Consider the following 22,648-nt stretch of genomic DNA (forward strand, 5'->3'; position numbering starts at 1 on the left):
GCTATTGCTCACGTCCTGGATACTCGCTTTCGCAGCCCCTCGGAAAGGACGCCATGCCCTCGTCCAGCCGCGACGTCGAACCACGTCGCAAGCCCCGTCAGGTGCGCGCGGAGCTCACCCGCGACCGCATCCTGACGGCGGCTGCTCACGTTTTCTCCGAGCACGGGTACGCGGCGGGCACCACCAACCGCATCGCCGAGCAGGCCCGCGTGTCGATCGGCTCGCTGTACCAGTACTTCCCGAACAAGGACGCGATCCTCGCCGAGCTGATGGTCCGCCACATCGACCGCGGCACGTGGACGCACGCCGACCGGCTCGACTTCTCACCCGGATCGCTCGAGACCGTGGTGCGGGCGCTGGTCCGCGACGCGATCGACAACCACCGCGACGACCCGCGGCTGCTGCGGATCATGATCGAGGAGGGGCAGCTGTCCGGGGAGCTGCGGGACACGATCACCCGGCACGGCGAGCAGCGCGTCGCCGAGGTCCGCGCCGTGTTCGCCCGCCACCCGGACGTGCACGTGCGGGACCTGGACACCGCCGTCGACCTCGTCGTGTTCACCGTCGAGCTGAACACGCACCGGCTCGCCGCCTTCCAGCAGGCGGTCGACGTCTTCGAGGACGAGCTCGTGGACATGGTGACCCGCTACCTGCGCGGACCGTCCTCAGCGGACTGAGATCAGCCGGTGGGCGCCGGCCGCGAGCACGCGCCGGACCTCGGCGGCGGTCTGCTCCGCGTCGAGGTGCCCGCTGTCGACGACGTGGGCTTCGAGGTCGCCGAGCCGCGCGAACGCCGCGTGCATGCCGGTGATCGGCCCGACGTCCTTCAACTCGCCGTCGGCGCGGCCCCTCGCCCGTTCGAGGGTGGCGCCGAGCGCCGGCCTGAGCACCACCAGTTCGCCCGCCAGTGCCCGGAACGGGTCGAGGAACCACGGCCCGACGATCCCGTCGACCACGACGTCGTAACCGCCCCGCGCGTACGTCGCGGTGACCCCCGCGATCGCGTCCACGACGACCTCGTTCTGCCGCTGCGCCTCGGGCAGGAACGGCGGCACGAAGCCCGTCCGGATCGCGCGGTAGAACTGGTCGGTCACGAGGTGCACGGCCGGGCGCTCCGCACCGGTGGCGAGGAGCCCGGCCACCGTCGTCTTCCCCGCGCCGGGCGGGCCGGTCAGGACGAGCACGTCACCGTTCACGTCGGCAAAAGCTAGTCGCGGGCCGCTTCGAAGACCAGTCTTGCGTCCGCGGCGGGCATCATCGCGTGATCGGTCGAGAATTTTCGAAACATTCACGAACGGCGCGGTGAAAAACCACTGTCGATCAGGCCGCCCACTTGCGCATTCGACAGAAATTCGACAGTCGCCGGACCGGTCACCCGTGCTCAGAGCTGGGAGTCCAGCCGGGTGAACAGGTCTTGATCTGGCGAACCGCGTCGGTTGATACTTCCGGCGCCTGAGTCGAGCGGGTTGCGGATTTGGCGCAATCCCGCCCGCTCGAACCGGGGCCGAACGAATTGAAAACCGTCCCACCCGCAGTCGTGCGGGTGCTATTCAGAAAGCGCCACTATGACGCTGACAGCGAAGTCAGTCGCACGAGCAGCGCTCGTGTCCGCCATCGTCGCCGCGACCGCGGGTGCCGCGGTCATCGCGGCGACACCCGCCAGCGGCGCCGCCTCCACCCTCGGGGCGGCCGCCCAGCAGAGCGGCCGCTACTTCGGCACCGCGGTGGCCGCGAACAAGCTCGGTGACTCGACCTACGTGGGGATCTTGAACCGCGAGTTCGACATGGTCACGGCCGAGAACGAGATGAAGATGGACGCGACCGAGCCGAACCAGGGTCAGTTCAGCTACGGCAACGCCGACCGGATCGTGAACCAGGCCCGCAACCAGGGCAAGCGGGTCCGCGGACACGCGCTGGCGTGGCACTCGCAGCAGCCGGGCTGGATGCAGAACATGTCCGGCACCGCCCTGCGCAACGCGATGCTCAACCACGTCACCCAGGTCGCCAGCTACTACCGGGGCAAGATCTACGCCTGGGACGTCGTCAACGAGGCCTTCGCCGACGGCAGCAGTGGCGGCCGCCGCGACTCCAACCTGCAGCGCACCGGCAACGACTGGATCGAGGCCGCGTTCCGCGCCGCCCGTTCCGCCGACCCCGGCGCGAAGCTCTGCTACAACGACTACAACACCGACAACTGGTCGCACGCCAAGACCCAGGGCGTCTACCGGATGGTGCAGGACTTCAAGTCCCGCGGCGTCCCGATCGACTGCGTCGGCTTCCAGGCTCACTTCAACAGCGGCAACCCGGTGCCGTCCAACTACCACACCACCCTGGGCAACTTCGCCGCCCTCGGCGTGGACGTCCAGATCACCGAGCTCGACATCGAGGGCTCCGGCAGCTCGCAGGCCCAGCAGTACCAGGGCGTCACCCAGGCCTGCCTGTCCGTCGCGCGCTGCACCGGCATCACCGTGTGGGGCATCCGCGACAGCGACTCGTGGCGCGCCTCCGGCACCCCGCTGCTGTTCGACGGCAGCGGCAACAAGAAGGCCGCCTACAACTCGGTCCTCGGCGTCCTGAACAACGGCACGGGCACGACAACCCCGACCACCACGACGACGACGTCAGGCAACCCCGGCGGCGGGGGCTGCACCGCGACGTACTCCGAGGGCGAGAAGTGGAGTGACCGCTTCAACGGCAACGTCACCGTCTCCGGCACGGACAACTGGGTCGTCACCGTGACCGTCAGCTCGCCCCAGCGGGTCATCGCGACCTGGAACACCAGCGCCACCTGGGGTTCGGCCAACGTGATGACCGCACGGCCGAACGGCAGCGGCAACACGTTCGGCTTCACCGTTCAGCACGGTGGCAACTGGAACTGGCCGACCGTGTCCTGTCAGGTCGGCTGATGGACCGCGGGAGGCCTCCGGCGGCGGCCTCCCGCACCCATCAACTCAGGCCTTGCGCCCCACGGCGGCCAGCCCGGTGAACCGCTCCGGGTGGTCGTCCACGTCCTCCGGCGACACCGGCCGCCACTCCGGGAAGAACACCACACCGGGCTCGACGACCTCGAAGCCGTCGAACAACCCGGTGACCTGCTCCCGGGAGCGCATGGTCATCGGGGTCGCGGTGCGCTGGTAGAGGTCCTGGTGCGAGTCCGCCTGGTCGGGCTGCCCGTCCTGGCTCGCGTGCGAGAGCACCAGGTAGCTGCCGGGTGCCATGACCTCGCGGTACTTCGCGATGATGGCGGCAGGGTCGTCGCTGTCGGGCACGAAGTGCAGCACCGCGACCATCATCACCGCGACGGGCTCGTCGAGGTCCAGCAGGGCGCGGACGCCGGGGCTGGCGAGGACCTCGTCGGGGCGGCGCAGGTCGGCCTGCACGACGCCGGCGCGGTCGTTGCCGCGCAGGATGTTCTCGCTGTACGCGGCGGCGACGGGGTCGTTGTCCACGTAGACGACGCGGGACTCGGGTGCGGCGTCCTGGGCGACCTCGTGCACGTTGCCGACGGTCGGGATGCCCGAGCCGAGGTCGAGGAACTGGCGGATGCCGGCGTCGACGCAGAAGCGCACGGCACGGCGCAGGAACGCGCGGTTCTGCTGCATGATCAGCGGCAGGTCCGGCCAGAGCCCGATGGCCCGCTCGGCCATCTCGCGGTCCACGGCGAAGTTGTGCGCGCCGCCCAGGTAGTAGTCGTACACCCGCGCCGCGCTCGGGCGGGTCAGGTCGACACCACCAGTCTGCCCAGCAGTCTCGTCAGTCATACCCGCCCCCAACGTGATCGAGTTCGTGACGGCACGCTACCCGCTGGCGCGCGGAGATCAACCCGCCGGGCCATTCGGCCGCCTGGCGGGTGACCGGCGGGCCTGGGCCGGGTGCAATGGCAGTGGAGGTGGGTCATGCGAACTCGGCTCGTGGTCTCGTTGCTCGGACTGGTGCTCGTCGCGGGCGGCGCGCCCGCGCAGGCGGCCCCGGTGGGAGTTCCCGGCGACCAGCCGCTGCCGGGCTACACCGTCAGCAACCCGCCGTTGAAGCCCGAGGTGGTGAACGGGCAGCCGACGCGGGTGCTGCAGGGCGTCCACCAGCACTCGGCGTACACCGTCGAGGTGCCCGCCAACTGGAACGGCCGCCTCGCGATGTGGGCGCACGGCTACCGCGGCACCGGGACCGTGCTGACCGTGGACCCGCCGGGGTACGGGCTGCGCACCCGCATGCTCGGCCAGGGCTACGCGTGGGCAGCGTCCTCCTACTACAGCAACGGATACGACGTCCGGGCCGGCGTGCTCGCGACGCACGACCTCGCGAAGCACTTCGGCAAGCTCGTCGCGAAGCCGAAGCAGGTGCTGATCGCCGGGGTGTCGATGGGCGGTCACGTCATCGGCCGGTCGCTGGAGCAGTTCCCCGGCTTCTACGACGGCGCGCTGCCGATGTGCGGTGTGCTCGGCGACCACGAGCTGTTCGACTTCTTCCTCGACCACCAGCTCACGGCGCAGGCGCTCTCCGGGATCCGCGCCTACCCGATACCCGAGGACTACCTCACGACCGTGGTGCCGCGCATCCAGGAGAAGCTCGGCCTGGCCGGGCTCGTCCCCGGCGGCCCGGACGTCGTGACGGACCGGGGCGCCCAGTTCCGCGCGGCCGTCGTCGAACGCAGCGGCGGTCCCCGCCCCGGCGCGACCCCCGCTTTCGCTTACTGGAAGGACTTCCTGTTCGGCCTGGCCTCCCCGCCCGCCGACGAGGCCACGCTCGCGTTCGACCCCGCCAGGCTCGCGACCAACCTCGGCACCCGCTACCGGCCTTCCGAGCCCGTCGACCTCAACCGCGCGGTGCAGCGGGTGGCGCCGCGCGACTGGCGGTCGCGCCTGTCCCCCGCGCTCACCGAGATCCCGGCGATCGCGGGCAGGCCGGGCGTTCCGGTGCTGTCGCTGCACGGCCTGGGCGACATGTTCGTGCCGTTCTCGATGGAACAGGACTACCGGACCGACGTCGCCCGGCACGGCCAGTCGAGGTGGCTGGTGCAGCGGGCGATCCGCACGGTGGAGCACTGCGAGTTCTCGCCGGCCGAGGCCGGGGCGGCGTGGAACGACCTGGTGAAGTGGGCCGACCGCGGCACGAAACCCGCCGGCGATGCGGTCGGGGACCGCTCCACAGTCGCCTCGCCCGCGTTCGGCTGCCGGTTCACCGAGGCCGCCGCCTACACCGGTCCGGGTACGAGGAGGTTGTTCTCGCCCTGCCCGTGAGCCTGTCACGGGGTGCCTTGGTCGTCCGGTCTTCCTGGCCGGACCGACCGTCACCCCGAGAACAGGACCACACCATGACCAACTCCTCCCGTTCCGCCGCTCTCCTCGCGCTCTCGGCCGTCCTGGTCGCGTTGAGCGTCAACCCGGCCGTGGGCTCCGTCGCCCAGGAGAACCGGTCCCCCAAGCGGCCCACGATCGTGCTCGTGCACGGCGCGTGGGCGGACGCCTCCAGCTGGAACGGGGTCGTCACGAGACTCCAGCAGGAGGGCCACCAGGTCACCGCCATCGCGAACCCGCTGCGCTCGCTCACGAGCGACGCGGCGTACGTGAGGACCTTCCTGGAGGCGCAAACGGGGCCAATCGTCCTCGTCGGCCACTCCTACGGCGGCGCCGTGATCACCAACGCCGCCACCGGGAACCCGAACGTCAAGGCCCTCGTCTACGTCAACGCCTTCGCGCCGGACGCCGGTGAACGGGTCGTCTCCCTGGCGGGGCCGGACTCCGCGCTCTCGGGCGACCCGACGACGGTGTTCGACTTCGTGCCCGCCACCCTCCCGCCGACGCCCTCCACCGACCTCTACATCAAGAGGTCGGTCGTCCTCAGGGCGTTCGCCGACGGGCTGAGCACCGCCGACCGGGCGCTCGTGGCGGCCACGCAGCGACCGGCCGCCCTCGCGATCGACGAGCCGTCCGGTACCCCGGCCTGGCGGACCATCCCGTCGTGGAGCCTCGTCGGCACCAAGGACAAGGTGATCCCGTACAACGCCCAGATGGCCATGGCCAGGAAGGCCGGGGCCACGATCGTCGAGTACGGCGCCGGTCACCTCGGCCCGATGACGGACCCGAGGGCCGTCACGCGGGTCGTCGAACGGGCCGTGCGGGCGACCGTGCAGGCCCGCTGAGGCAAGCCCCTGTCACAGAACGCGCCGCCGTCCGGTCTTCGCTGAGGACCGGACGGCCACGTGTGCCTCCGGCGAACCGAGGGAGCTGCCATGACCGGCGACCGGTACGACCTGGAGCACGCGGTGCAGGACGAGCTCAGGCTCGTGGAGGCCAGTCGTCCCGGCGCGGAACTGGAGCCGATCGCGGACTGGCAGGTCGACCCGACCGAGGTCCAGCGCTACGAGATCGGGCTGCACAGCCTGCTCGACGCGGTCGAGGCGCCGGACGAGGGACAGCACCACGGCCCGCTCCTGGGGCCGTGACTGTCACGGCGGACTCGCGGGCCCGGTCTCCAGTGCAGACCTGAACGGTGACGAGTGCCGTCGGCGGATGGGAAGGCGTGACCATGGACCTGACCCTGTGTCCCAAGTGTTCCGAGGTGAGCGAGATCCAGTGGCTCGCCGTCCTGGACAGCACCGACGGCCCCGTCGAGCACGCCAAGATCTTCTGCGTGAACCGGCACTGGTTCTTCCTGCCGGTCGCGGCGCTCGGCCACCACTCCCCTCTCGTCGGGGACGACTGCCCGGCGGCGCGCCACCAGACCGTGCGGCAGGTCATGAAACCGCCGAAGATCACGATCGAGGCCGGCGCCCACCTCGCCGCCGCCGTGTTCCTCATGAGGCACGCCCGCGACTCGTCGCTCGTCGTGGTGGCCGACAACACCCGCGAACCCGTCGCGATGATCGCCGAGGCCGACATCGCGCACGCGGTGGCACGGGGCCGCGACCTCGAGGACGTGCGCGTCCGCGAGGTCGTCACGGCCAAGCTCGTGACGGTCCCCGCGGACGCCGTCGTCTCCGACGCGATCCGGCTGATGCTGCCCGAGGGCGCGTGGCACCTGCCGGTCGTCGAGCACGGGCGGCTCGTCGGCATGGTCGAGCTCGCGGACCTGGTGCACTCCTACCTGATGCCCGGTCCCGTGACCGTGGCGGAGACCTGATCAGCGGGCCGTCCCGGTCTCGGTCCACCGCCGGAACAGGTCGACCCGCTCGTCGGGCCAGGGCCGGTCGCACGGCATGGAGCCGTCCTGGAGCCGTTGCAGGACGGCTCCGGCATGCGCGCACACGTCGTCGTAGGACCACAGGTCGAAGAACCGCAGCATGGACTGGCGGTCCTTCTCCCGGAACAACGGCTTGATGTCGTGCGCGAACCCGATCTGCTCCTGTGCCATGACTTCCTCCATCGGCGTGGTGACGTTCAGGACGACGTGCGCGCACGCCGGTGCGACCGGGCGTCCTCGACGAGCAGGCGTTCGAGGTGCGGCAGAGCGCCGGTCCTGGCGGCGTCGACGACGGCGCCGAGCAACCTGTCGCAGGTCGCCCGCGCGACCGGCTCGTGCCGCAGTCCCGCCAGGTGCTCGCCGGATCTCCGGCGGATCTGCCGCGCGTTGGCCTCGGTCGTCCCGAGCACCTCGGCGATGTCGCGGAACGGGTAGCCGAACGCCTCGCGCAGCACGAAGACGGCGCGTTCGGCCGGGGACAACCGACCGAGCAGCAGCAGGACGGCCTGTTCGAGGTCCATCGACCGGTCCACGGCCAGCGCCGGGTCCTCGGAGATCGGCACCTGCCCCGGCAGCCAGCGGCCGACCGGGATCTCCCGGCGCACGCGGGCCGAGGCCAGGAAGTTGAGCGTGACCCGCGTCGTGATCGTCGCGAGGAACGCCACGCGGTCGCGCACCACCGCGCGGTCCGTGCTCTGCCAGCGCAGCCAGACGTCCTGGACGACGTCCTCGGCGTCGGCCGCCCGCCCGAGCATCCGGTAGGCGATGCCGAACAGGCGCGGGCGGACGCTCTGGAAGTCCGCCACCGCCTCGGCGTCCTCGCAGGACCGCGGAACGGGCAGGGCCTGCGGTGTGGCTGACGGGCACGCGGTGGTGCTGGTCGTCGAACGCATGACGGGCCCCCGTTTCGTCGTGGCCTCCACTGGCGTGGCAGAGCCACCGTCGTCCCGCGCACGGGGTGGACGCGCCCTTGACCACCCCTGGCGGACCACGGGTCGTGCGGGACCAGGGACACGGGTGCCACTGGCGCCCACCCGGTGGACGACGGTGCGAACGCCGCCGGGGCGGTGCATCATGGGGCGGCCCGGCGTTGATCAACGCCGGATCCCTCGGCACGCGCGGCGGTGGTGATGGCGGACAGCGGTCCTCGGCCCGGGCTGCGCGGCAGGCGCGGTGAGACCGAGGTCCTCGACCGGTTGCTGGTCGAGGCGAGGGCGGGCCGCAGCCAGGTGCTCGTGCTGCGCGGCGAGGCGGGGATCGGCAAGTCGGCGCTGGTGGACCACGTGGTGCGGGGCGCTGCGGGGTTCCGGATCGCGCGGGCCGCCGGGGTCGAGTCCGAGATGGAGCTGGCGTTCGCCGCGCTGCACCAGCTGTTCGCGCCGATGATGACGCACGTCGACCGCCTGCCCGAACCGCAGCGCGCCGCGCTGACCGTCGCGTTCGGACTGAGCACGGGCAGCGCGCCGGACCGCTTCCTGGTCGGGCTCGCGGTGCTCAGCCTGCTCGCCGAGGTGACGGAGGAGCAGCCGCTGGTCTGCGTCGTGGACGACGCCCAGTGGCTCGACCGGGTGTCCGCGCAGACGCTGGCCTTCGTCGCGCGCCGGCTGCTCGCCGAACGGGTGGTGTTCGTGTTCGCGGTGCGGTCCTCCGCCGGGGACGACCAGCTGGCGGGGCTGCGGGAGCTCGTCGTGCGGGGCCTGCCGGACCGCGACGCCCGGGACCTGCTCGACTCGGTCGTGCTCGGCCGGGTCGACGAGCGGGTCAAGGACAGGATCGTCGCCGAGGCCCAGGGCAACCCGCTGGCGCTGCTGGAACTGCCGCGCGGGCTGACCGGCGCGGAACTGGCCGGCGGGTTCGCCCGCCCGGACGTGCGGCCGCTCGCGAGCCAGATCGAGCAGAGCTTCCTGCGGCGCATCGGGTCGCTGCCCGACACGACCCAGCGGCTGCTGCTGGCGGCGGCCGCCGAACCGGTGGGCGACGTGTCGTTGCTGCGGCGCGTCGCCGAACGGCTCGGCATCGGCGCGGAGGCAGCGGCGGCGGCCGAGGCGGCGGGACTGATCAAGTTCGGTGCGCGGGTGCTGTTCCGCCACCCGCTGGTGCGCTCGGCGGCCTACCGCGCGGCGGACAGCGACGACCGGCGGGACGTGCACCGCGCGCTCGCCGCGGCGACCGATCCCGAGTCCGACCCCGACCGGAGGGCCTGGCACCGCGCCCACGCCGCGGTCGAGCCCGACGAGGCCGTCGCGGGCGAGCTGGAACTCTCCGCCGGCCGCGCCCAGGCCCGCGGGGGAATCGCCGCGGCGGCCGCGTTCCTGACCCGTGCGGCGGGCCTGACCCCGGATCCGGCCCGGCGCGGCGCGCGCGTGCTGGCCGCCGCCCACGCCACCTTCGAGGCCGGGGCGCCCGACGCCGCTCTGGAACTGCTCGCCGCCGCCGAGATCGGCCCGTTGGACGCGCTCCAACGCGGGCGGCTGGCCCGGCTGCGCGCGCAGATCGCCTTCGCGCGCCGGCGTGGTGGCGACGCGCTGCCGTTGCTGTTCGAGGCGGCCGGTCGGCTGGAGGACCTCGACGGCGGACAGGCCCGCGAGGTGTACCTGGAGGCGATCGGGGCCGCGGTCTTCGCCGGGCGGCTGGGCGAGAGCGGCGCGCTGGCGGAGGTGGCGAGGGCCGCGCTCTCCGCACCACCGGGCCCACTGCCCGCGCGCCCGGTCGACGCCCTGCTCGACGGCCTGGGCGCGCGGTTCGCCGGGAGCTACGGCGAGGGCGCACCGCTGCTGCGCCAAGCACTCCTGGCGTTCCGGCAGGAGGCGGCGCAGGACGGCGAGGAGACCATGCGCTGGCTGTGGCTGGCGTGGCTGACCGCCGCCGACCTGTGGGACGACGAGGCCTGGCACGACCTGGTCACGCACGCGGTCAGGACGGCCCGCGAGACCGGCGCGCTGCACTTCCTGCCCCTGGCGCTGTCCTACCGCGCCGTCGTGCACCTGCACGCGGGCGAGTTCGACCTGGCCTCGACGCTGGTCGAGGAGTCCGACGCGATCCTGAAGGTCACCGGCAACTCCCACCTCGGTTACCCCAGGGTGGCGCTGCTCGCCTGGCGCGGTGATCCCGAGACGCCCTCGGCGCTCAGGGCCGGCGCCCGGTGGGCGAGCACGTGGGGTGAGGGACGGGCGATCGGCGGGCGCGGTTTCCTGAACGCGGTGCTGTACAACGGACTCGGCCGGCACGAGGACGCACTGGCCTCCGCCGCCGAGGCGTGCGAGCACGACGACCTCGGCCTCTTCGGCTTCGCGCTCGTCGAACTGGTCGAGGCCGCCGCCAGGACCGGTGCGCCCGCCGCGGAGGCGTTGGCCCGGATCGAGGAGCGGGCGACCGCCAGCGGCACGCAGTGGGCGTCCGGTGTGCTGGCACTGGCGAGAGCCCTTCTGACCGACGACCCTGACGCAGAACCGTTGTACCGCAAGGCGATCGAGCACCTCGGACGCACCAGGGTGGCCGTCTACCTCGCCCGCGCCCACCTCCTCTACGGCGAGTGGCTGGCTCGGGAGGACCGGCAGCCAGACGCACGCGAACAACTGCGGACCGCGCACGAGATGTTGCACCGGTTCGGTGCGAACGCCTTCGCCGAACGCGCCCGCCGTGCGCTGGCGGCGGCCGGTGAGGCCGTGCACCAGCACGCGCCCAGGACGCGGGAGGAGCTCACCGCGCAGGAGGCCCAGATCGCCAGGCTCGCGAGCGACGGCAGGACGAACTCCGAGATCGGCGCCGAGCTGTTCCTGAGCCACCGCACCGTCGAATGGCACCTGCGCAAGGTGTTCACCAAGCTCGACGTCGCGTCCCGCAGGGACCTGCGGGACGCGCTGGCCGACGGCTGATCCCTGTCACACCCGTCCCGCCTGTCTTGTCCTTGTTGGTGCAGAGCCACTTCGGGACAGGGCCACTCCGGATCAGGGCCACATCGGGACAGGAGCACGAGATGGGACAGCGCAGAGACAGCAGTCTGCCGGTCGTCGCCGGCGTCGACGGGTCGTCCTCGGCCCTCGCCGCCTCCCGCTGGGCCGCCCGCGAGGCCGCGCGCCGCGGTGCGCCGCTGTACCTGGTCAGCGCGTTCGGCTGGTCGGGGAAGCGGCACCTCGGCGACCCCGGCCTCGGCCGCTACCGGGACGCGATGGTGCAGGAGGCCTGGAGGACGGTCGGCGCGGCGGCCGATGCCGCGCGGCACGCCGCGGAGGGTGTCGAGGTCTCCGAGATGACCGTCGACGGATTCCCGGTGCCGCTGCTGGTCACCGAGTCGCGCACCGCCGAGTTGCTCGTGATCGGGGACCGCGGGCTCGGCGGGTTCACCTCGCTGCTGGTCGGGTCGGTCGCGATCAGGCTGGCGGCGCAGGCGGAGTGCCCGGTCGTCGTCGTGCGGGGTGAGGACTCGGTTGACGCCGGTCCGGTCGTGGCCGGTGTCGACGGCTCCCCGATCAGCGAGGCGGCGCTGGGGTTCGCGTTCGAGGCGGCGGACGCGCGCGGGGTGCCGTTGGTCGCGGTGCACGTGTGGAACGACTACGCGGTCGGTGCCCCGGTGCCGCACCCGGGCGAGTGGGGTGCGGTCGAGGCCGACGAGCACCGGCTGCTCGCCGAACGGCTGGCGGGCTGGAGCGAGAAGTTCCCCGACGTGGTGGTGCGGCGGGAGGTCGTGCGCGACCGGCCCGCCCACGCGTTGATCGAGCACGCGACCAGGACCGGGGCCCAGCTGGTCGTCGTCGGGTCGCACGGCAGGGGCAGCGCCGCCGGTCTCGTGCTCGGCTCCGTCAGCCACGCCGTGCTGCACCACTCTCCCTGTCCAGTCGCGGTCGTGCGGTCGTGAACCGCCGGGAGCAGCGCGCGCTGCGCGAGATCGAGAAGAACATCAGCATCGACGATCCCCGGCTCGCCGAGGAGCTCCGCTCGTTCGGGAGCGACGACGGCGTGCGCAAGCGGTGGTACGCCGGTGCGGGCGCGGTCGCGTTGCTGCTCGTCGGCGCGAACGCGGGTTCGTCCGTGATCCTGCTGGCAGGGCTGGTCATGATGCTGGTGCTCGGTCTCAAGTGGACGTTGGAGGCGACGCGCTGACTGTCATTCCCCATGCGGCAGGGCGTCCCGCAGCTGCCGCCGAGAGGTGATCGACAGCTTGCTGAAGACCTTGCGCAGGTGCCACTCCACGGTCCGGGTGCTGAGGAAGAGCCGGGCGCCGACCTCCGGGTTCGACAGGCCTTCCCGCACCAGCAGGGCGATCTGCCGTTCCTGAGGCGTCAACCTCGCGCCCGGCGGCACCGCGGCGGCGCGCTCGTGGACCCTGTCACCGTTGGCGAGCAGCTCGCGGCTCGCGCGTCCGGCGAACGCCGTCATGCCGATCGACGCGAACATCCCGTGCGCGACGGTCAGCTGGTGCCGCGCGTCGGCTCGCCTGCCCCGCCTGCGCAACCACTCGCCGTACAGCAGGTGCGCCCGCGCGAGGTCGGGACGCAGCAACGTCCGCCCCAGCCGGTCGATCGCCCGGAGGTGGAGGTCTTCCGCCTCGTCCTCGCCCAGCAGCGCGCGGCAGCGGGCCAGGATCCCCTGAGCCCAGTTCGTGTCGCAGTCCTGCGCCGCGTCCGTCAGGCGTTCCAGCGCGTCGCGGGCGATCTCGGTGTCACCGACGCGCACGGCGGCTTCGACGAGTTCCGGCAACACCCACACCGAGACGATCAGCTGGGTGATCCGGGCGCTGGCCTGAGCGGCCGCGAGCGCTTCCTCGTAGCGGCCGAGACCGTTGTACAGCACGGCGGCGGCCCAGTGCGCGGTGGTGACTCCGGCCGCCCGGCGATCCGCGGTGGGCCGTTCGACCGTGGCGGCGACAAGGCGTGCCGCCTCCTCTTCCTTTCCCTGCAGTGCGAGGAGGATGAGCGTCGCGTACGGAGCGACGGGGACGCCTGTGGTGGCGGCGACGGCGTCGGCCTCGGCGATCAGCGTGGCCGCCGTGGTGAAGTCGCCGATCAGCGAGTTCGCCGATCCCAGGCAGACGAGGTAGATCGGCAGCTCGGTGAGGATGCCGGCGGACCGCGCCACCTCGACGGCTCGGGTGTAGGTCTCGCACATGACCTGCTCGTCCCACACGGCGGGGCTGACCCCGCAGGCCGCCCAGCCCCACTTCAGCAGGTCCTGCACGGGCAGGTCGGAGAGCGCGGACATGGCCTCGCGCAACGTGCCGATCGCGGCGCTGCGGCCGTCGGTGGCGAGCAGCGCGCAGCCGGTCAGCACCAGGTCGATCGGACGCGGACCGCCTTCGGGTGGCGGGAGTTCCCTGATCGCCCGGGAGATCGCGAGCAGCCGCCCGCCGTCGGCCGCGGTGCCCCAGGCGAGGAGGTAGGTCTCGCGGGCGAGGTCCATGTCGAACCGTTCCAGCTGCCGCGCGGCGGCCAGCAGCGTGCCCTGCGCCTCGTTGTAGGAACCGGCCGCGTACGCGATGCGCCCGCGCACCAGTTGGGCCCGCACCCGGAGGAACTCGTTGCGGGAGTCGAGTTCGACGATGTCGACGAGCTCCTGCGCGGCGGCCAGGTCGCCGGCCCGGACGCTGGCGTCCGCCGCTTCCACGGCACGTTCGACGCGGTGTGAGGCGTCGGCGGTGAGCGTGACGGACCTGCGCAGGAAGGCGGCGGCCGCGGCCAGCCCGCCACGTGCCTGGGCGCGGCCGGCGGACCGCACGAGTTCGGCGGCGACCTCCTCGTCCGGTTCGGCGGCGGCGCACGCGAGGTGCCAGGCGCGGCGGTCCGGGTCCGTCTGCCGGTCGGTGACCTCCGCGAGCGCGAGGTGCACGGCGCGGCGGTCCTCCTCCTCGGCAGCGCGGTACACGGCCGACCGCACGAGCGGGTGGCGGAAGATCACCCGCACGTCGAACGACAGCAGCTCGTCCACCTCGTCGGCGAGGGCCGCCGCCGAGGTGATCCCGAGCCGTTCGGCGGCGCGACGCACCAGGGTCGGATCGCCCACCGGTTCGGCGGCCGCCACCAGCAGGAGCAACCGGCTGGGGTGCGACAGCTCCCCGACGCGGGTCAGGAAGCTCTCCTCGAGCCGGGTGGGCAGCGCGTCGGTGTGCGGCAGGCCGAACCCGCCCGCCACCCTCGTCACGCTCAGCTCGCGCGGGAGCTCCAGCAGGGCGAGCGGGTTACCCCTGGCCTCGGCCAGGATCCGGTCGCGGATCCGGTGGTCCAGCGGGGCGTGCGTGGCGGAGGTGAGCAGGGTCAGGGCGTCGGGCTTGGTCAGCCCGCCGATCGGCAGTGCCGGCAGGCCGAACAGGTCGGGTGCCTGGTGGCGGGCGGCGAAGACGAGGGCGATCGACTCGGCCAGCAGGCGGCGGGCGACGAACCCGAGGACCTGGGCCGAGGCCTGGTCCATCCACTGCGCGTCGTCCACCAGGCACAGCACCGGGCTGCCCTCGGAGGCGTCCGAGAGCAGGCTCAGCACCGCGAGCCCGACCAGGAAGCGTTCGGGCGGACTGCCCGCGCGCATGCCGAACACCGTCTCCAGCGCGTCGCGCTGGGGTGGGGGCAGGTCCTCCAGCCGGTCCAGCAGCGGCACGCAGAACTGGTGCAGCGTCGCGAACGCCAGCTCCATCTCCGACTCGACACCGGCCGCGCGCAGCACCCGCATGCCCGCGGCCGTGCCCTCGAGGTGGGCCAGCAACGCCGACTTCCCCACGCCCGGTTCCCCGTGCAGCAGGAGCACGCGGCTCTCACCCGTGCGCACGGCCGCGATCATCTGGTCGAGCGCGGAACACTCCGGTTCCCGCCCGATCAGGTCCACCCGCTGTCGCACCGCCGCCCGCCTCCACCCTTGGCGATCAGCGCTGGTCAGCCCCGATCGGCACCGGGGTTCATCCTGGACCGGAACGTCGGAGTGCGAAAGTCCCGCGCCAGCGTGTCGGCGACCGCGCCCCGGTGAGCGCGGATCAGCGCGATCACCGTCTCGGCGGTGCGGTCGAGGTGCGAACGCCCGTCGGGCAGCACGGCCGCCGGGCTGATGTAGCTGCGCGGCCCGACGTGGGTGGCGCCGTCGAACAGCACCGCCGTGACCTTGCCGGCACGCCGGGCCCGGTTCCAGCCGCTGCCGCGCACCAGCCGCCAGCGCTGGGGGAACAACCACGTGCCGACCCGTTCGATCCGGTCACCGGTGCTCGTCAGCTGGTAGAGCTGCTCGGCGCGGGAGATGTCGTTGGCGCCGTTGTGGAACCCGCCGAGGGTGATCAGCACGAGCGGGCACCGCAACGTCGTGTGCAGGACGTCGACCGCGCCCGTGGCGACCTGCGCACCCCCGCTGTAACTCAGCAACACCACGGGAATCCCACTCCCGGCCCGGTAGCCGGCGAGTTCCAGCTGGGTCGCGATCTGGGTGCCGACGGCCCGGTTGTACAGGGGCAGGTACCGGTGGTCGGCGGCCACGAAGATCTGCATCACGTTGTGCAGGAACAACAACAGCCCCGCCCGCCGCCGCAGCCACGTCCACACCGGACGGTCCGCGAGCGGGTCGGCCAACGGCGAGTACGGCTGCACCTGGCCCAGCACCCGCAGCTCCGGCGCCCCGTCGAGCAACGCCTTGACGAGCTGCCCACCGTCCCGGCTGTCGCGGGCCCGGCGCTTGCCGATGCCGTCCAGGTAGACCAGGTAGGCCCCCGGCGGTCGGTCGGCGGCGGCCCCGCGGGCAGGCGGCACCCCCGCCGGGAGCGCGCTGGCCGGGGTCCGCCAGCCCGCGCCGTATATCAGCAGCTCGTAGCGGGCGAGCAGGCCCTCCGCGAGCAGGATCGGCCCGACCACGAGGGCCCAGAGCAGGAACCCGTTCACACGACCACCTCCCGCGCGCGTGCCGCCGTCATCCGCCCGACCAGCCGCCGCACGACCTCGACAGCGACACCGAGCCCGGCACCGGCGACCGCGACGCACGCGGCGGCGGACCACCAGCCCAGGCCGGTCGCCGCGGCCAGCGGACCTGTCAGGCCTACGCCTACGCCTGCCAGCAGCAGGAGGTGCAGTGCGGGCCCGAGCAGGGGGAAGGCGAGCACGGCCGCCAGCAGGAGTGGGGCGAGCAGGCCCGGCGTCCAGACCAGTACGGGGCCTGGGGGTGCGGGCGCTGCCCAGTCGGCCAGGGTCCAGGCGGTCAAGGGCCACAGGGCGAACACCGAGGCCTCGACCAGGCCGCCGGTGGTCAGCAGGCTTACCACGGCCTTGGGCGAGGTGCCCGGTCTGCGCACGAGGAACGGGAGGACGCGGCCGACTGCCTCGGAGAGGCCGGCGCACAGCAGGAGGACGACTACGGCGGGGGTCATCACTCGGCCCCGCTGTGGTGGCTCACCGGGCGCGACTCGCGCGGGTACCGCCCCAACTCGTCGGCGGCATGCCGGACACCCGGCTCGTGCTGGGTGGCGGGCAGCCTGCCCGGCTTGCGCACCGGGAGCCGCGGGGCACGGCCCGCGGCCGCCGACAGGCCGGCGCACAGCAGCGGAGTAGCGACGGCAGGCGACATCACTCGCCCCCGCCGTGCCGGCTGACCGGGCGTGGCTAGCACGGCGGCCCGCATCACTCGGCCCTGCTGTGCTGGCCCACCGGGTGCGACGCGCATGGCGGCCCACACCACTCCATCCCGCCGTGCCGGCTCACCGGACGCAACTCGCATGGCGGCCCCCATCACTCGGCCCCGCTGTGCTGGCTCACCGGACGTGACTCGCGCAGGTACCGCTCCAACTCATCCGCGGCACGCCGAGCCCCACCCGCCTCGTGCTGGGCGGCGAGCAACCTGCTGGCCGAAGCGCGGAACCGCGGGTCCTCCAGCAGGCGGCGGGCGAGGGTGCGCACCGAGTCCTCGGCCACGTCCCGCGTCCGGAGCGACAGGCCCGCGCCCAGCTCGACCACGCGGCGGGCGACCAGCGGCTGGTCCGCGCCCTGGGGCACGACCAGCAGCGGGACGCCGGCGTAGAGGGCCTCGTTGGCGCTGTTCATGCCGCCGTGGGTGACGAACAGCGCGGCGCGGGCCAGGACGTCTGGCTGGGGTACGAAGCGGCGGGCGATCACGTTGGCGGGCAGGGGTTCCAGGGCGGTGGGGTCGGTCTGGCCCGTGGAGACGATCACGGTGCCGCCCAAGGGGGACAGCGCTCCGGCGAACGTGCGCAGCAGCTTCGGGTCGGCGTTGAACACGGTGCCCAGCGAGGCGTAGAGCACGGGGCCGCGCAGCTCGTCCACCGGGAAGGACGGGTCGGACGGACGGGAGCCGATGCTCGGGCCGACGAAGCGGTACGACGCGTCGAAGTCGTCGGCGCCGGGCTGGAAGGCGCGCGAGGTGAACACGAGGTTGAGCGGCTGGCTGATGTTGCCGAGGTCGACGACGGGCAGTCCGCGCGTGTCGAAACGGCGGGCCAGCCGGCGGCGGGATTGGGCGAATCTGGTGAAGTACTCCGGTTTCGCGCCTCTGAGCAGTCCGAGCGACGCGCGGGTCGGGCTCGGGACCTGCCTGCCGAACGCGAACGTCGTGTACGAGGAGGCCGCCGGGACGCCTAGCTCGTTGGCGGCGACGGCGCCCCAGACGCAGGCGTTGTCGTGGACGATCAGGTCGGGCCGGATGCGGCGCAGGTCGGTCAGCACCGGCGGCACCAGGTCGAGGGCGGCGCGCACCAGGCCGTCCACGAGGGTGATCGGCATGGGCGGGTCGGGCAGCGGCTGGTCGCCTCCCGGGTAGAGGTGGACGGTGGCGCCGGCGTCCTCGATCTCGTCCCGGAACGCCGGAGACGTGTGGTAGGTGACGGTGTGGCCGCGCCGGACGAGTTCGGCGACGACGGGCAGCGTCGGGTTGACGCGGCCGTGCATGGCGATGTTGAGGAACGCGATGGTGCTCATCGGCTGACCTCCAGGGCGGGTGCGGTGTCGTCGCGGTACAGGCCGGGGCCGCTGACGCGCAGCCCGTCGAGGAAGCGGCCCGCCGTCCGGGAGGCGGTGGCGATGAGCCGTGCGGAATGGCGGAAGTCCCACGGCGGCGGCCAGTCGTCGACGCCGGTCGGCAGGACGACGACGGGCACGTGGGCGGACACCTCGCGCAGGTCGCGCTCGATCTGGTGGCGGAACGCCAGCACCCCGGCCCTGGCGGCGATCGCACCGGCTCTGCGGCGCGGGGTCCGCACCAGCGGCGAGCTCTCCGGCCCGACCGCGAGCACGACCACGCTGGCCGCCCCTGCCTGCCAGGCCGCGCGCACCGGCACGTAGGCGATGACCCCGCCGTCGACGAGCGTGCGGCCGTCGCGGTCGACCGGGGGCAGGATGCCGGGGATGGCCGCGCTGGCGAGCAGCGCCGACTCGAGGTCACCGCGGTCGAGCAGGACCTCGGCGCCGCTGTCCAGGTCCATCGCGACGGAGGTGAACGGGATCGGCAGCTGCTCGATCCGCGCGGGCAGTCCGGCACGGGCGATCAGCCTGCGCAGGCCGCGGTCGGTGAAGACGCTGGCCCGCGAGGACAGGTAGCCGAACGGGAAGACCTCGCGGCGGCGCAGGCGGGTCCACACGGTGTCCAGCCACTGCGCGGCACCGCCGGGGTGCGCGGCGGCGATCGCGCCGTTGAGGGCGCCCACCGACGTGCCGACGACGAGGTCGGGGACGAATCCGCGCTGCTCCAGCGCGTGTCCGACGCCTACGTGCGCGGCACCGAGCACGCCTCCCCCGCCCACGGCCACCGCTACGGGCTTCGGCAGGGTGTACAGGCCGGTCGAGCCCAGGTGGCCGGTCATCGCCCGGCACCCGCTGGTGCCCGCACCGGCCTGCGGGGACAAGTGACCCTCATGACGACCCGCCTTCCTCACCGCTGTGCCGAATCGGACTCAGCAGCTAGGACAAGGCGGGCACCCCGGGTTGTGACACGGTCTTCGTCACAGAGCGTGTGACGTTTCGCCGCGGAACGCGATGTCCTGGTCGAAGGAGGCTCGTGTGGCGATGTCGGTGAAGTCCCGCAGAGGGCGGCTCGTGTCGGGGCTGGTGCTCGTGGGCGCGGTGATCGGGCTGGTGGTCGTGCTCCAGTCCGCGGCGCAACAGCGGTCCTGGGCCAGTTCCGAGGGGACGGTGCAGGAGCGCCTGAAGTCGGGCAAGAGCGCCTCGGTGCGGGTCGAGTACGCGTTGCCGGACGGCAGCAGGCAGGTGGCGACGCTGTCGGAGAACGGGCCCGCGAGGCAGGCCGGTGAGCGCGTGACCGTCCGCTACGACCTGGTGGACGGCCGGGTCGTGGACGCCGCGCTGGCCGACAACGACGAGGCGTTCTGGGTCATGGGCGTGATGCTCGGCGTGGTGATCCTCGGCGGCATCGGCATGAACCTCATCGCGTGGGCGCCCAGGAGGGATGACGACTGACGAGGGAGCAGGACTGACGCGGGCGCCCTGTGCGGGCGCCCGCCCTCATCTCAGTGCCGGCCCCAGTTCGGCACGTCGTAGCCGTTCATCGTCACCTCGAACTGGTCGTACTTCGCCATCAGGGTCAGCAGCTCGTCCTCGGAGGGCTGGTTGCCGTCGGCGTACATCTCCGCGAGGCCGCGGAAGTACTCCTCGCGGTTGAGCGCGGGGGTGAAGATGATGAGCATCGTGGCCTGGTCCTTGTACGGGTTGTGGAACCCGTGCGAGACCCCCATCGGCACGTTCACGTAGGTGCCGGGAGGCGCCGCGAACGACTTGCCGTCGAGATGCAGCTCCACCATGCCGTGCAGCACGTAGAACGCCTCGAGCTGTTCGTTGTGGACGTGCGGTGAGGCGCCGGGCGCGCCGGGTGCCATCCGGTGCTCGTACAGACCGAGCCGCCCGTCCGTCTCACTGCCCCTCGCCTTGAAGGTCGTGTGGGTGGTCGTGCCGATCTGCACCGACTCGCCTTCGCCGGGAAGCAGGATGTTGGACACTTGCGTCATGTCTGTTCACTCCTCGTTGATGGCGGTGTCGTCCTGGTTGAACCAGGAGAGATAGCGCTCGCCGGTGTCCGGGAACACGGTGACGAGGTTCTTGCCGGCGTACTCGGGCCGTGCGGAGAGCACGCGGCAGGCGTGCGCCGCCGCGCCGGAGGAGACCCCGACCAGCAGCCCCGCCGTCCTGGCGAGCTCCCGTGCCGTGCTGTAGGCGTCCTCGTTCGACACCGTCAGCACTTCGTCGATCAGGCCGACGTCGGTGGTGGGCGCGACGAAGCCGCCGTTGAGGCCGGGGATGCGGTGCAGGCCGCCCCAGCCCTGGCTGATCACCGGTGACCCCTCCGGCTCCACCGCGACCACGCGGACGCCGGGGTTGCGCTCCTTCAGGTACTTCGCGGTGCCGCTGAGGGTTCCGCCGGTGCCGACGCCGCAGACGAAGACGTCGACCTCGCCGTCGGTGTCGTTCCAGATCTCCGGGCCGGTGGTGGCGTAGTGCGCCGCCACGTTGTCGGAGTTCTCGTGCTGGCAGGCGAACCACGACCCCGGCCGTTCGCGGTAGATCTCCTCGGCCTTGGCGATCGCCGCCACGTAGCCCTCCTGGTACGGCGTCAGCACGATCTCCGCGCCGAACGCGCGCAACAGCTGCAGGCGTTCTGTGGTCGCGCTGTCCGGCAAGACGATCACGCACTTGTAGCCGCGAGCGGCGGCGATCGACGCCATGGAGATGCCCGTGTTGCCGGACGTGGCCTCGACGATGGTGCCCGAGCCCCTGGTGAGCTGCCCGCGCTCCTCCGCGCCGTTGATCATGTAGAGCGCGGCCCTGTCCTTGACGCTGGACAGCGGGTTCGCCATCTCGAGCTTGGCGTAGAGGTGCGCTGTCGTCACGCCGAGGTCGAGCCGGACGGTGGGGGTGCCACCGATCAGCTCGTCGATCGAGCGGGCGGGCGGTCGTTTGGTGAGCGGACTGACCCGGGTCTCCACGAGCTCTCCGTTCGGTTGGGTGTCACCAGCTGGGGAAGACGGCCGCGCCCTTGTGCTTCTGCCCCGCCACCACGACGGACTGGCGGGGCCTCGCCGCCTTCGCCACGCTGCGGCTGGACCGCAGGTTCGGGATGGAGAACGGCGCCAGCACGCGCGAGTCCGCCGGCACGTCGCGGATCACGAGTGCCTGCGCGCCCACCACGGAGTCGTGGCCGACGGTGATCGGGCCGAGCAGCGTCGCGTTGGCCCCGACCACCACCCGGTCGCCGAGCTTCGGGTGGCGGCGCGAGCCCTCCGGCCGCTGGTTGTCGTGCCACCAGCCGACGGCGCCGAGCGTGACCTGGTGGAAGATCGTGACGTCGTTGCCGATCACGACCGTCTCCCCGATCACCACGCCGGCGCCGTGGTCGATGAAGAAACCGCGGCCGATCGTCGCCCCGGGGTGGATCTCGATGCCCCCGGTCAGGAGCCTGGCGACGACCATGACCAGACGGGCGCCGCGCCGATGACCCCGCAGGTGCAACCAGTGCGACACGCGATGTCCCCAGATCGCGATGACCGTCGGGTGCAGCAAGGCCTCGCTGCGCGACAGGATCGACGGGTCGCGGTCCATGACCATGTCGAGGTCGGCGGTGATCATGCGGAGCAGCGCCCGAGGGGTCACCGGACCGCTCCCGCGTTCTCCTTGCGCAGTTGCCCGAGGCGGTTCTCCGCGTAAGCCACGCCGACGAGCACCACGAGGCCACCGGCCAGGAGGTTCCACGTCACGGGTTCACCGAGGAACAGCACGCTGACGAGCACCGCGAACACCGGCACCACGTAGTTGACCGCGGACGCCGTGGTGGCGCCGACGTCACCGATGAGGCGGAAGTAGAGCACGTACGCCAGACCGGTGCTGAGCAGGCCGAGCAGCACGATGCTCAACGTCACCGGGCCGGTGAAGTCGGGCGTGCGCCACGCCAGGAACGGTGTCACCAGGGCCTGCAGCACGGCCGCCGCCACGAGCTGCGACGCGGCCAGCGACAACGGCGCCAACCCCAGCGGCGACAGGTACTTGCGGACGTACACGAAGCCGATCGCGTAGCTGACGGCCGCGCCGAAGCAGGCCAGACGTCCGCTGAGCGATCCGAGCGACTCGTGCCACGGCCCGATCAGCAGCACCACGCCGACGAACCCCAGTGCCAGGCCGACGGCCTTGCGGGACGTCGCCCGCTCGGTCGGCAACGCGGCGGTGGCCAGCGCCAGCGTCAGCAGCGGCGTGGCGCCGATCAGGACGCCCGCGATGCCGGCGCCGGTGGTCTTCTCCCCGTAGGACAGCAACAGGAACGGGATCACGTTGCCGAACAGCCCCGCGGCCGCGATGTGCCCCCAGATCTGGGCGGACCGCGGCAGCGCGACCTTGCGGACCGCCGCGATCGAGAGCAGCACGGCCGCGCCCAGGACGAGTCTGCTGAGCACGAGCTGGCCCGGTGTCAAACCCTCCAGGGACACCTTGATGAAGGTGAAGCTGCTTCCCCACAGCAACGCCAGCAGCAGGAAGCGCGCGACGGATGCCTTGTCCATTGCTTC

Annotated in this window: 24 protein-coding genes; 10 read left to right on the forward strand and 14 right to left on the reverse strand. The window is 72.4% G+C overall.

Translation table 11 applies throughout. The features are described from left to right. Window positions 1-53 precede the first annotated feature (53 nt). Window positions 54-677, forward strand: coding sequence for a TetR/AcrR family transcriptional regulator (locus tag IE307_RS17095; RefSeq protein ID WP_191298918.1), 624 nt, complete (start codon window positions 54-56; stop codon window positions 675-677). Here IE307_RS17095 and IE307_RS17100 read toward each other — a convergent pair. Then, the gene (locus IE307_RS17100) at window positions 666-1,196 is read right to left on the reverse strand and encodes an AAA family ATPase (RefSeq protein ID WP_191298919.1); all 531 of its coding nucleotides are present in this window, start codon (window positions 1,194-1,196) and stop codon (window positions 666-668) included. The genes IE307_RS17095 and IE307_RS17100 overlap by 12 nt on opposite strands. A 369-nt stretch (window positions 1,197-1,565) precedes the next feature. Here IE307_RS17100 and IE307_RS17105 point away from each other — a divergent pair, with 369 nt between their 5' ends. Next, window positions 1,566-2,906 (forward strand): glycoside hydrolase family 10 protein, encoded by a 1,341-nt coding sequence (locus tag IE307_RS17105; protein WP_191298920.1) that lies wholly within the window; start codon window positions 1,566-1,568, stop codon window positions 2,904-2,906. A 45-nt stretch (window positions 2,907-2,951) separates the two neighbouring features. Here IE307_RS17105 and IE307_RS17110 read toward each other — a convergent pair whose 3' ends face one another. Further along, window positions 2,952-3,761: an SAM-dependent methyltransferase gene (locus IE307_RS17110; RefSeq protein ID WP_191298921.1), complete on the reverse strand. Its 810-nt coding sequence runs from the start codon at window positions 3,759-3,761 to the stop codon at window positions 2,952-2,954. Between the two features lie 135 nt (window positions 3,762-3,896). Between IE307_RS17110 and IE307_RS17115 the strand changes: the two genes are divergently transcribed. The 4 genes from IE307_RS17115 to IE307_RS17130 all read left to right on the forward strand — a co-directional run bounded on the left by IE307_RS17115 (window position 3,897) and on the right by IE307_RS17130 (window position 7,119). Next, window positions 3,897-5,237, forward strand: a complete 1,341-nt coding sequence (locus tag IE307_RS17115) for an alpha/beta hydrolase family protein (RefSeq protein ID WP_191298922.1) — start codon at window positions 3,897-3,899, stop codon at window positions 5,235-5,237. A gap of 74 nt (window positions 5,238-5,311) precedes the next feature. After that, on the forward strand, window positions 5,312-6,139 hold the full coding sequence (locus IE307_RS17120) for an alpha/beta fold hydrolase (protein ID WP_191298923.1): 828 nt from the start codon (window positions 5,312-5,314) through the stop codon (window positions 6,137-6,139). Window positions 6,140-6,229: 90 nt separating this feature from the next. Then, window positions 6,230-6,442, forward strand: a complete 213-nt coding sequence (locus IE307_RS17125) for a hypothetical protein (RefSeq protein ID WP_191298924.1) — start codon at window positions 6,230-6,232, stop codon at window positions 6,440-6,442. A 116-nt stretch (window positions 6,443-6,558) separates the two neighbouring features. Beyond that, a complete protein-coding gene (locus IE307_RS17130) occupies window positions 6,559-7,119 on the forward strand; it encodes a CBS domain-containing protein (RefSeq protein WP_191298925.1) in 561 nt (186 codons plus the stop codon). On the opposite strand, the gene IE307_RS17135 is transcribed toward IE307_RS17130, so the two are convergent. Together IE307_RS17135 and IE307_RS17140 are read right to left on the reverse strand one after the other, a co-directional pair. Continuing rightward, window positions 7,120-7,350 (reverse strand): hypothetical protein, encoded by a 231-nt coding sequence (locus tag IE307_RS17135; RefSeq protein ID WP_191298926.1) that lies wholly within the window; start codon window positions 7,348-7,350, stop codon window positions 7,120-7,122. Window positions 7,351-7,376: 26 nt separating this feature from the next. Beyond that, on the reverse strand, window positions 7,377-8,072 hold the full coding sequence (locus tag IE307_RS17140) for a sigma-70 family RNA polymerase sigma factor (protein ID WP_191298927.1): 696 nt from the start codon (window positions 8,070-8,072) through the stop codon (window positions 7,377-7,379). A 237-nt stretch (window positions 8,073-8,309) separates the two neighbouring features. On the opposite strand from IE307_RS17140, the gene IE307_RS17145 reads away from it, so the two are divergent. The 3 genes from IE307_RS17145 (at window position 8,310) to IE307_RS17155 (ending at window position 12,279) form a co-directional block, all read left to right on the forward strand. Then, window positions 8,310-11,054 carry an ATP-binding protein gene (locus IE307_RS17145; protein WP_191298928.1) on the forward strand — a complete coding sequence of 915 codons (2,745 nt, stop codon included), beginning with the start codon at window positions 8,310-8,312 and terminating at the stop codon, window positions 11,052-11,054. Window positions 11,055-11,155: 101 nt separating this feature from the next. After that, window positions 11,156-12,034 carry a universal stress protein gene (locus IE307_RS17150; RefSeq protein WP_191298929.1) on the forward strand — a complete coding sequence of 293 codons (879 nt, stop codon included), beginning with the start codon at window positions 11,156-11,158 and terminating at the stop codon, window positions 12,032-12,034. Then, window positions 12,031-12,279, forward strand: coding sequence for a DUF3040 domain-containing protein (locus IE307_RS17155; protein ID WP_191298930.1), 249 nt, complete (start codon window positions 12,031-12,033; stop codon window positions 12,277-12,279). The genes IE307_RS17150 and IE307_RS17155 overlap by 4 nt, the downstream gene beginning before the upstream one ends. A 3-nt stretch (window positions 12,280-12,282) precedes the next feature. On the opposite strand, the gene IE307_RS17160 is transcribed toward IE307_RS17155, so the two are convergent. The 6 genes from IE307_RS17160 to IE307_RS17185 form a co-directional block, all read right to left on the reverse strand. Then, window positions 12,283-15,000 carry a helix-turn-helix transcriptional regulator gene (locus IE307_RS17160; protein ID WP_229904779.1) on the reverse strand — a complete coding sequence of 906 codons (2,718 nt, stop codon included), beginning with the start codon at window positions 14,998-15,000 and terminating at the stop codon, window positions 12,283-12,285. A gap of 35 nt (window positions 15,001-15,035) precedes the next feature. After that, window positions 15,036-16,022 (reverse strand): hypothetical protein, encoded by a 987-nt coding sequence (locus IE307_RS17165; protein ID WP_229904780.1) that lies wholly within the window; start codon window positions 16,020-16,022, stop codon window positions 15,036-15,038. Beyond that, window positions 16,019-16,504: a hypothetical protein gene (locus IE307_RS17170; RefSeq protein WP_191298931.1), complete on the reverse strand. Its 486-nt coding sequence runs from the start codon at window positions 16,502-16,504 to the stop codon at window positions 16,019-16,021. The genes IE307_RS17165 and IE307_RS17170 overlap by 4 nt, the downstream gene beginning before the upstream one ends. Further along, the gene (locus IE307_RS17175) at window positions 16,504-16,701 is read right to left on the reverse strand and encodes a hypothetical protein (protein ID WP_191298932.1); all 198 of its coding nucleotides are present in this window, start codon (window positions 16,699-16,701) and stop codon (window positions 16,504-16,506) included. Before IE307_RS17175 ends, IE307_RS17170 begins: the two co-directional genes overlap by 1 nt. Window positions 16,702-16,862: 161 nt before the next feature. Further along, the gene (locus IE307_RS17180) at window positions 16,863-18,065 is read right to left on the reverse strand and encodes a macrolide family glycosyltransferase (protein ID WP_191298933.1); all 1,203 of its coding nucleotides are present in this window, start codon (window positions 18,063-18,065) and stop codon (window positions 16,863-16,865) included. Beyond that, entirely contained in the window at window positions 18,062-18,946 is an 885-nt protein-coding gene (locus tag IE307_RS17185) for a patatin-like phospholipase family protein (protein ID WP_191298934.1), read from the reverse strand. The genes IE307_RS17180 and IE307_RS17185 overlap by 4 nt, the downstream gene beginning before the upstream one ends. Window positions 18,947-19,142: 196 nt before the next feature. Here IE307_RS17185 and IE307_RS17190 point away from each other — a divergent pair, with 196 nt between their 5' ends. Next, a complete protein-coding gene (locus IE307_RS17190) occupies window positions 19,143-19,559 on the forward strand; it encodes a DUF3592 domain-containing protein (protein WP_191298935.1) in 417 nt (138 codons plus the stop codon). 50 nt (window positions 19,560-19,609) lie between these two features. Here the strand turns inward: IE307_RS17190 and IE307_RS17195 are convergent, their stop codons facing one another. Genes IE307_RS17195 through IE307_RS17210 form a run of 4 tightly spaced genes read right to left on the reverse strand, consistent with a single transcriptional unit; the run spans window position 19,610 to window position 22,642 of the window. Then, window positions 19,610-20,104, reverse strand: coding sequence for a cupin domain-containing protein (locus IE307_RS17195; RefSeq protein WP_189153337.1), 495 nt, complete (start codon window positions 20,102-20,104; stop codon window positions 19,610-19,612). Window positions 20,105-20,110: 6 nt separating this feature from the next. Continuing rightward, complete coding sequence (gene cysK, locus IE307_RS17200; protein ID WP_191298936.1) at window positions 20,111-21,079, reverse strand: cysteine synthase A; 969 nt, start codon at window positions 21,077-21,079, stop codon at window positions 20,111-20,113. A gap of 22 nt (window positions 21,080-21,101) precedes the next feature. Continuing rightward, on the reverse strand, window positions 21,102-21,743 hold the full coding sequence (gene epsC, locus IE307_RS17205; protein WP_229904781.1) for a serine O-acetyltransferase EpsC: 642 nt from the start codon (window positions 21,741-21,743) through the stop codon (window positions 21,102-21,104). Beyond that, entirely contained in the window at window positions 21,740-22,642 is a 903-nt protein-coding gene (locus tag IE307_RS17210) for a DMT family transporter (protein ID WP_191298937.1), read from the reverse strand. Before IE307_RS17210 ends, epsC begins: the two co-directional genes overlap by 4 nt. Window positions 22,643-22,648 lie beyond the last annotated feature (6 nt).

Source organism: Lentzea cavernae (assembly GCF_014653695.1).
GTDB lineage: Bacteria > Actinomycetota > Actinomycetes > Mycobacteriales > Pseudonocardiaceae > Lentzea > Lentzea cavernae.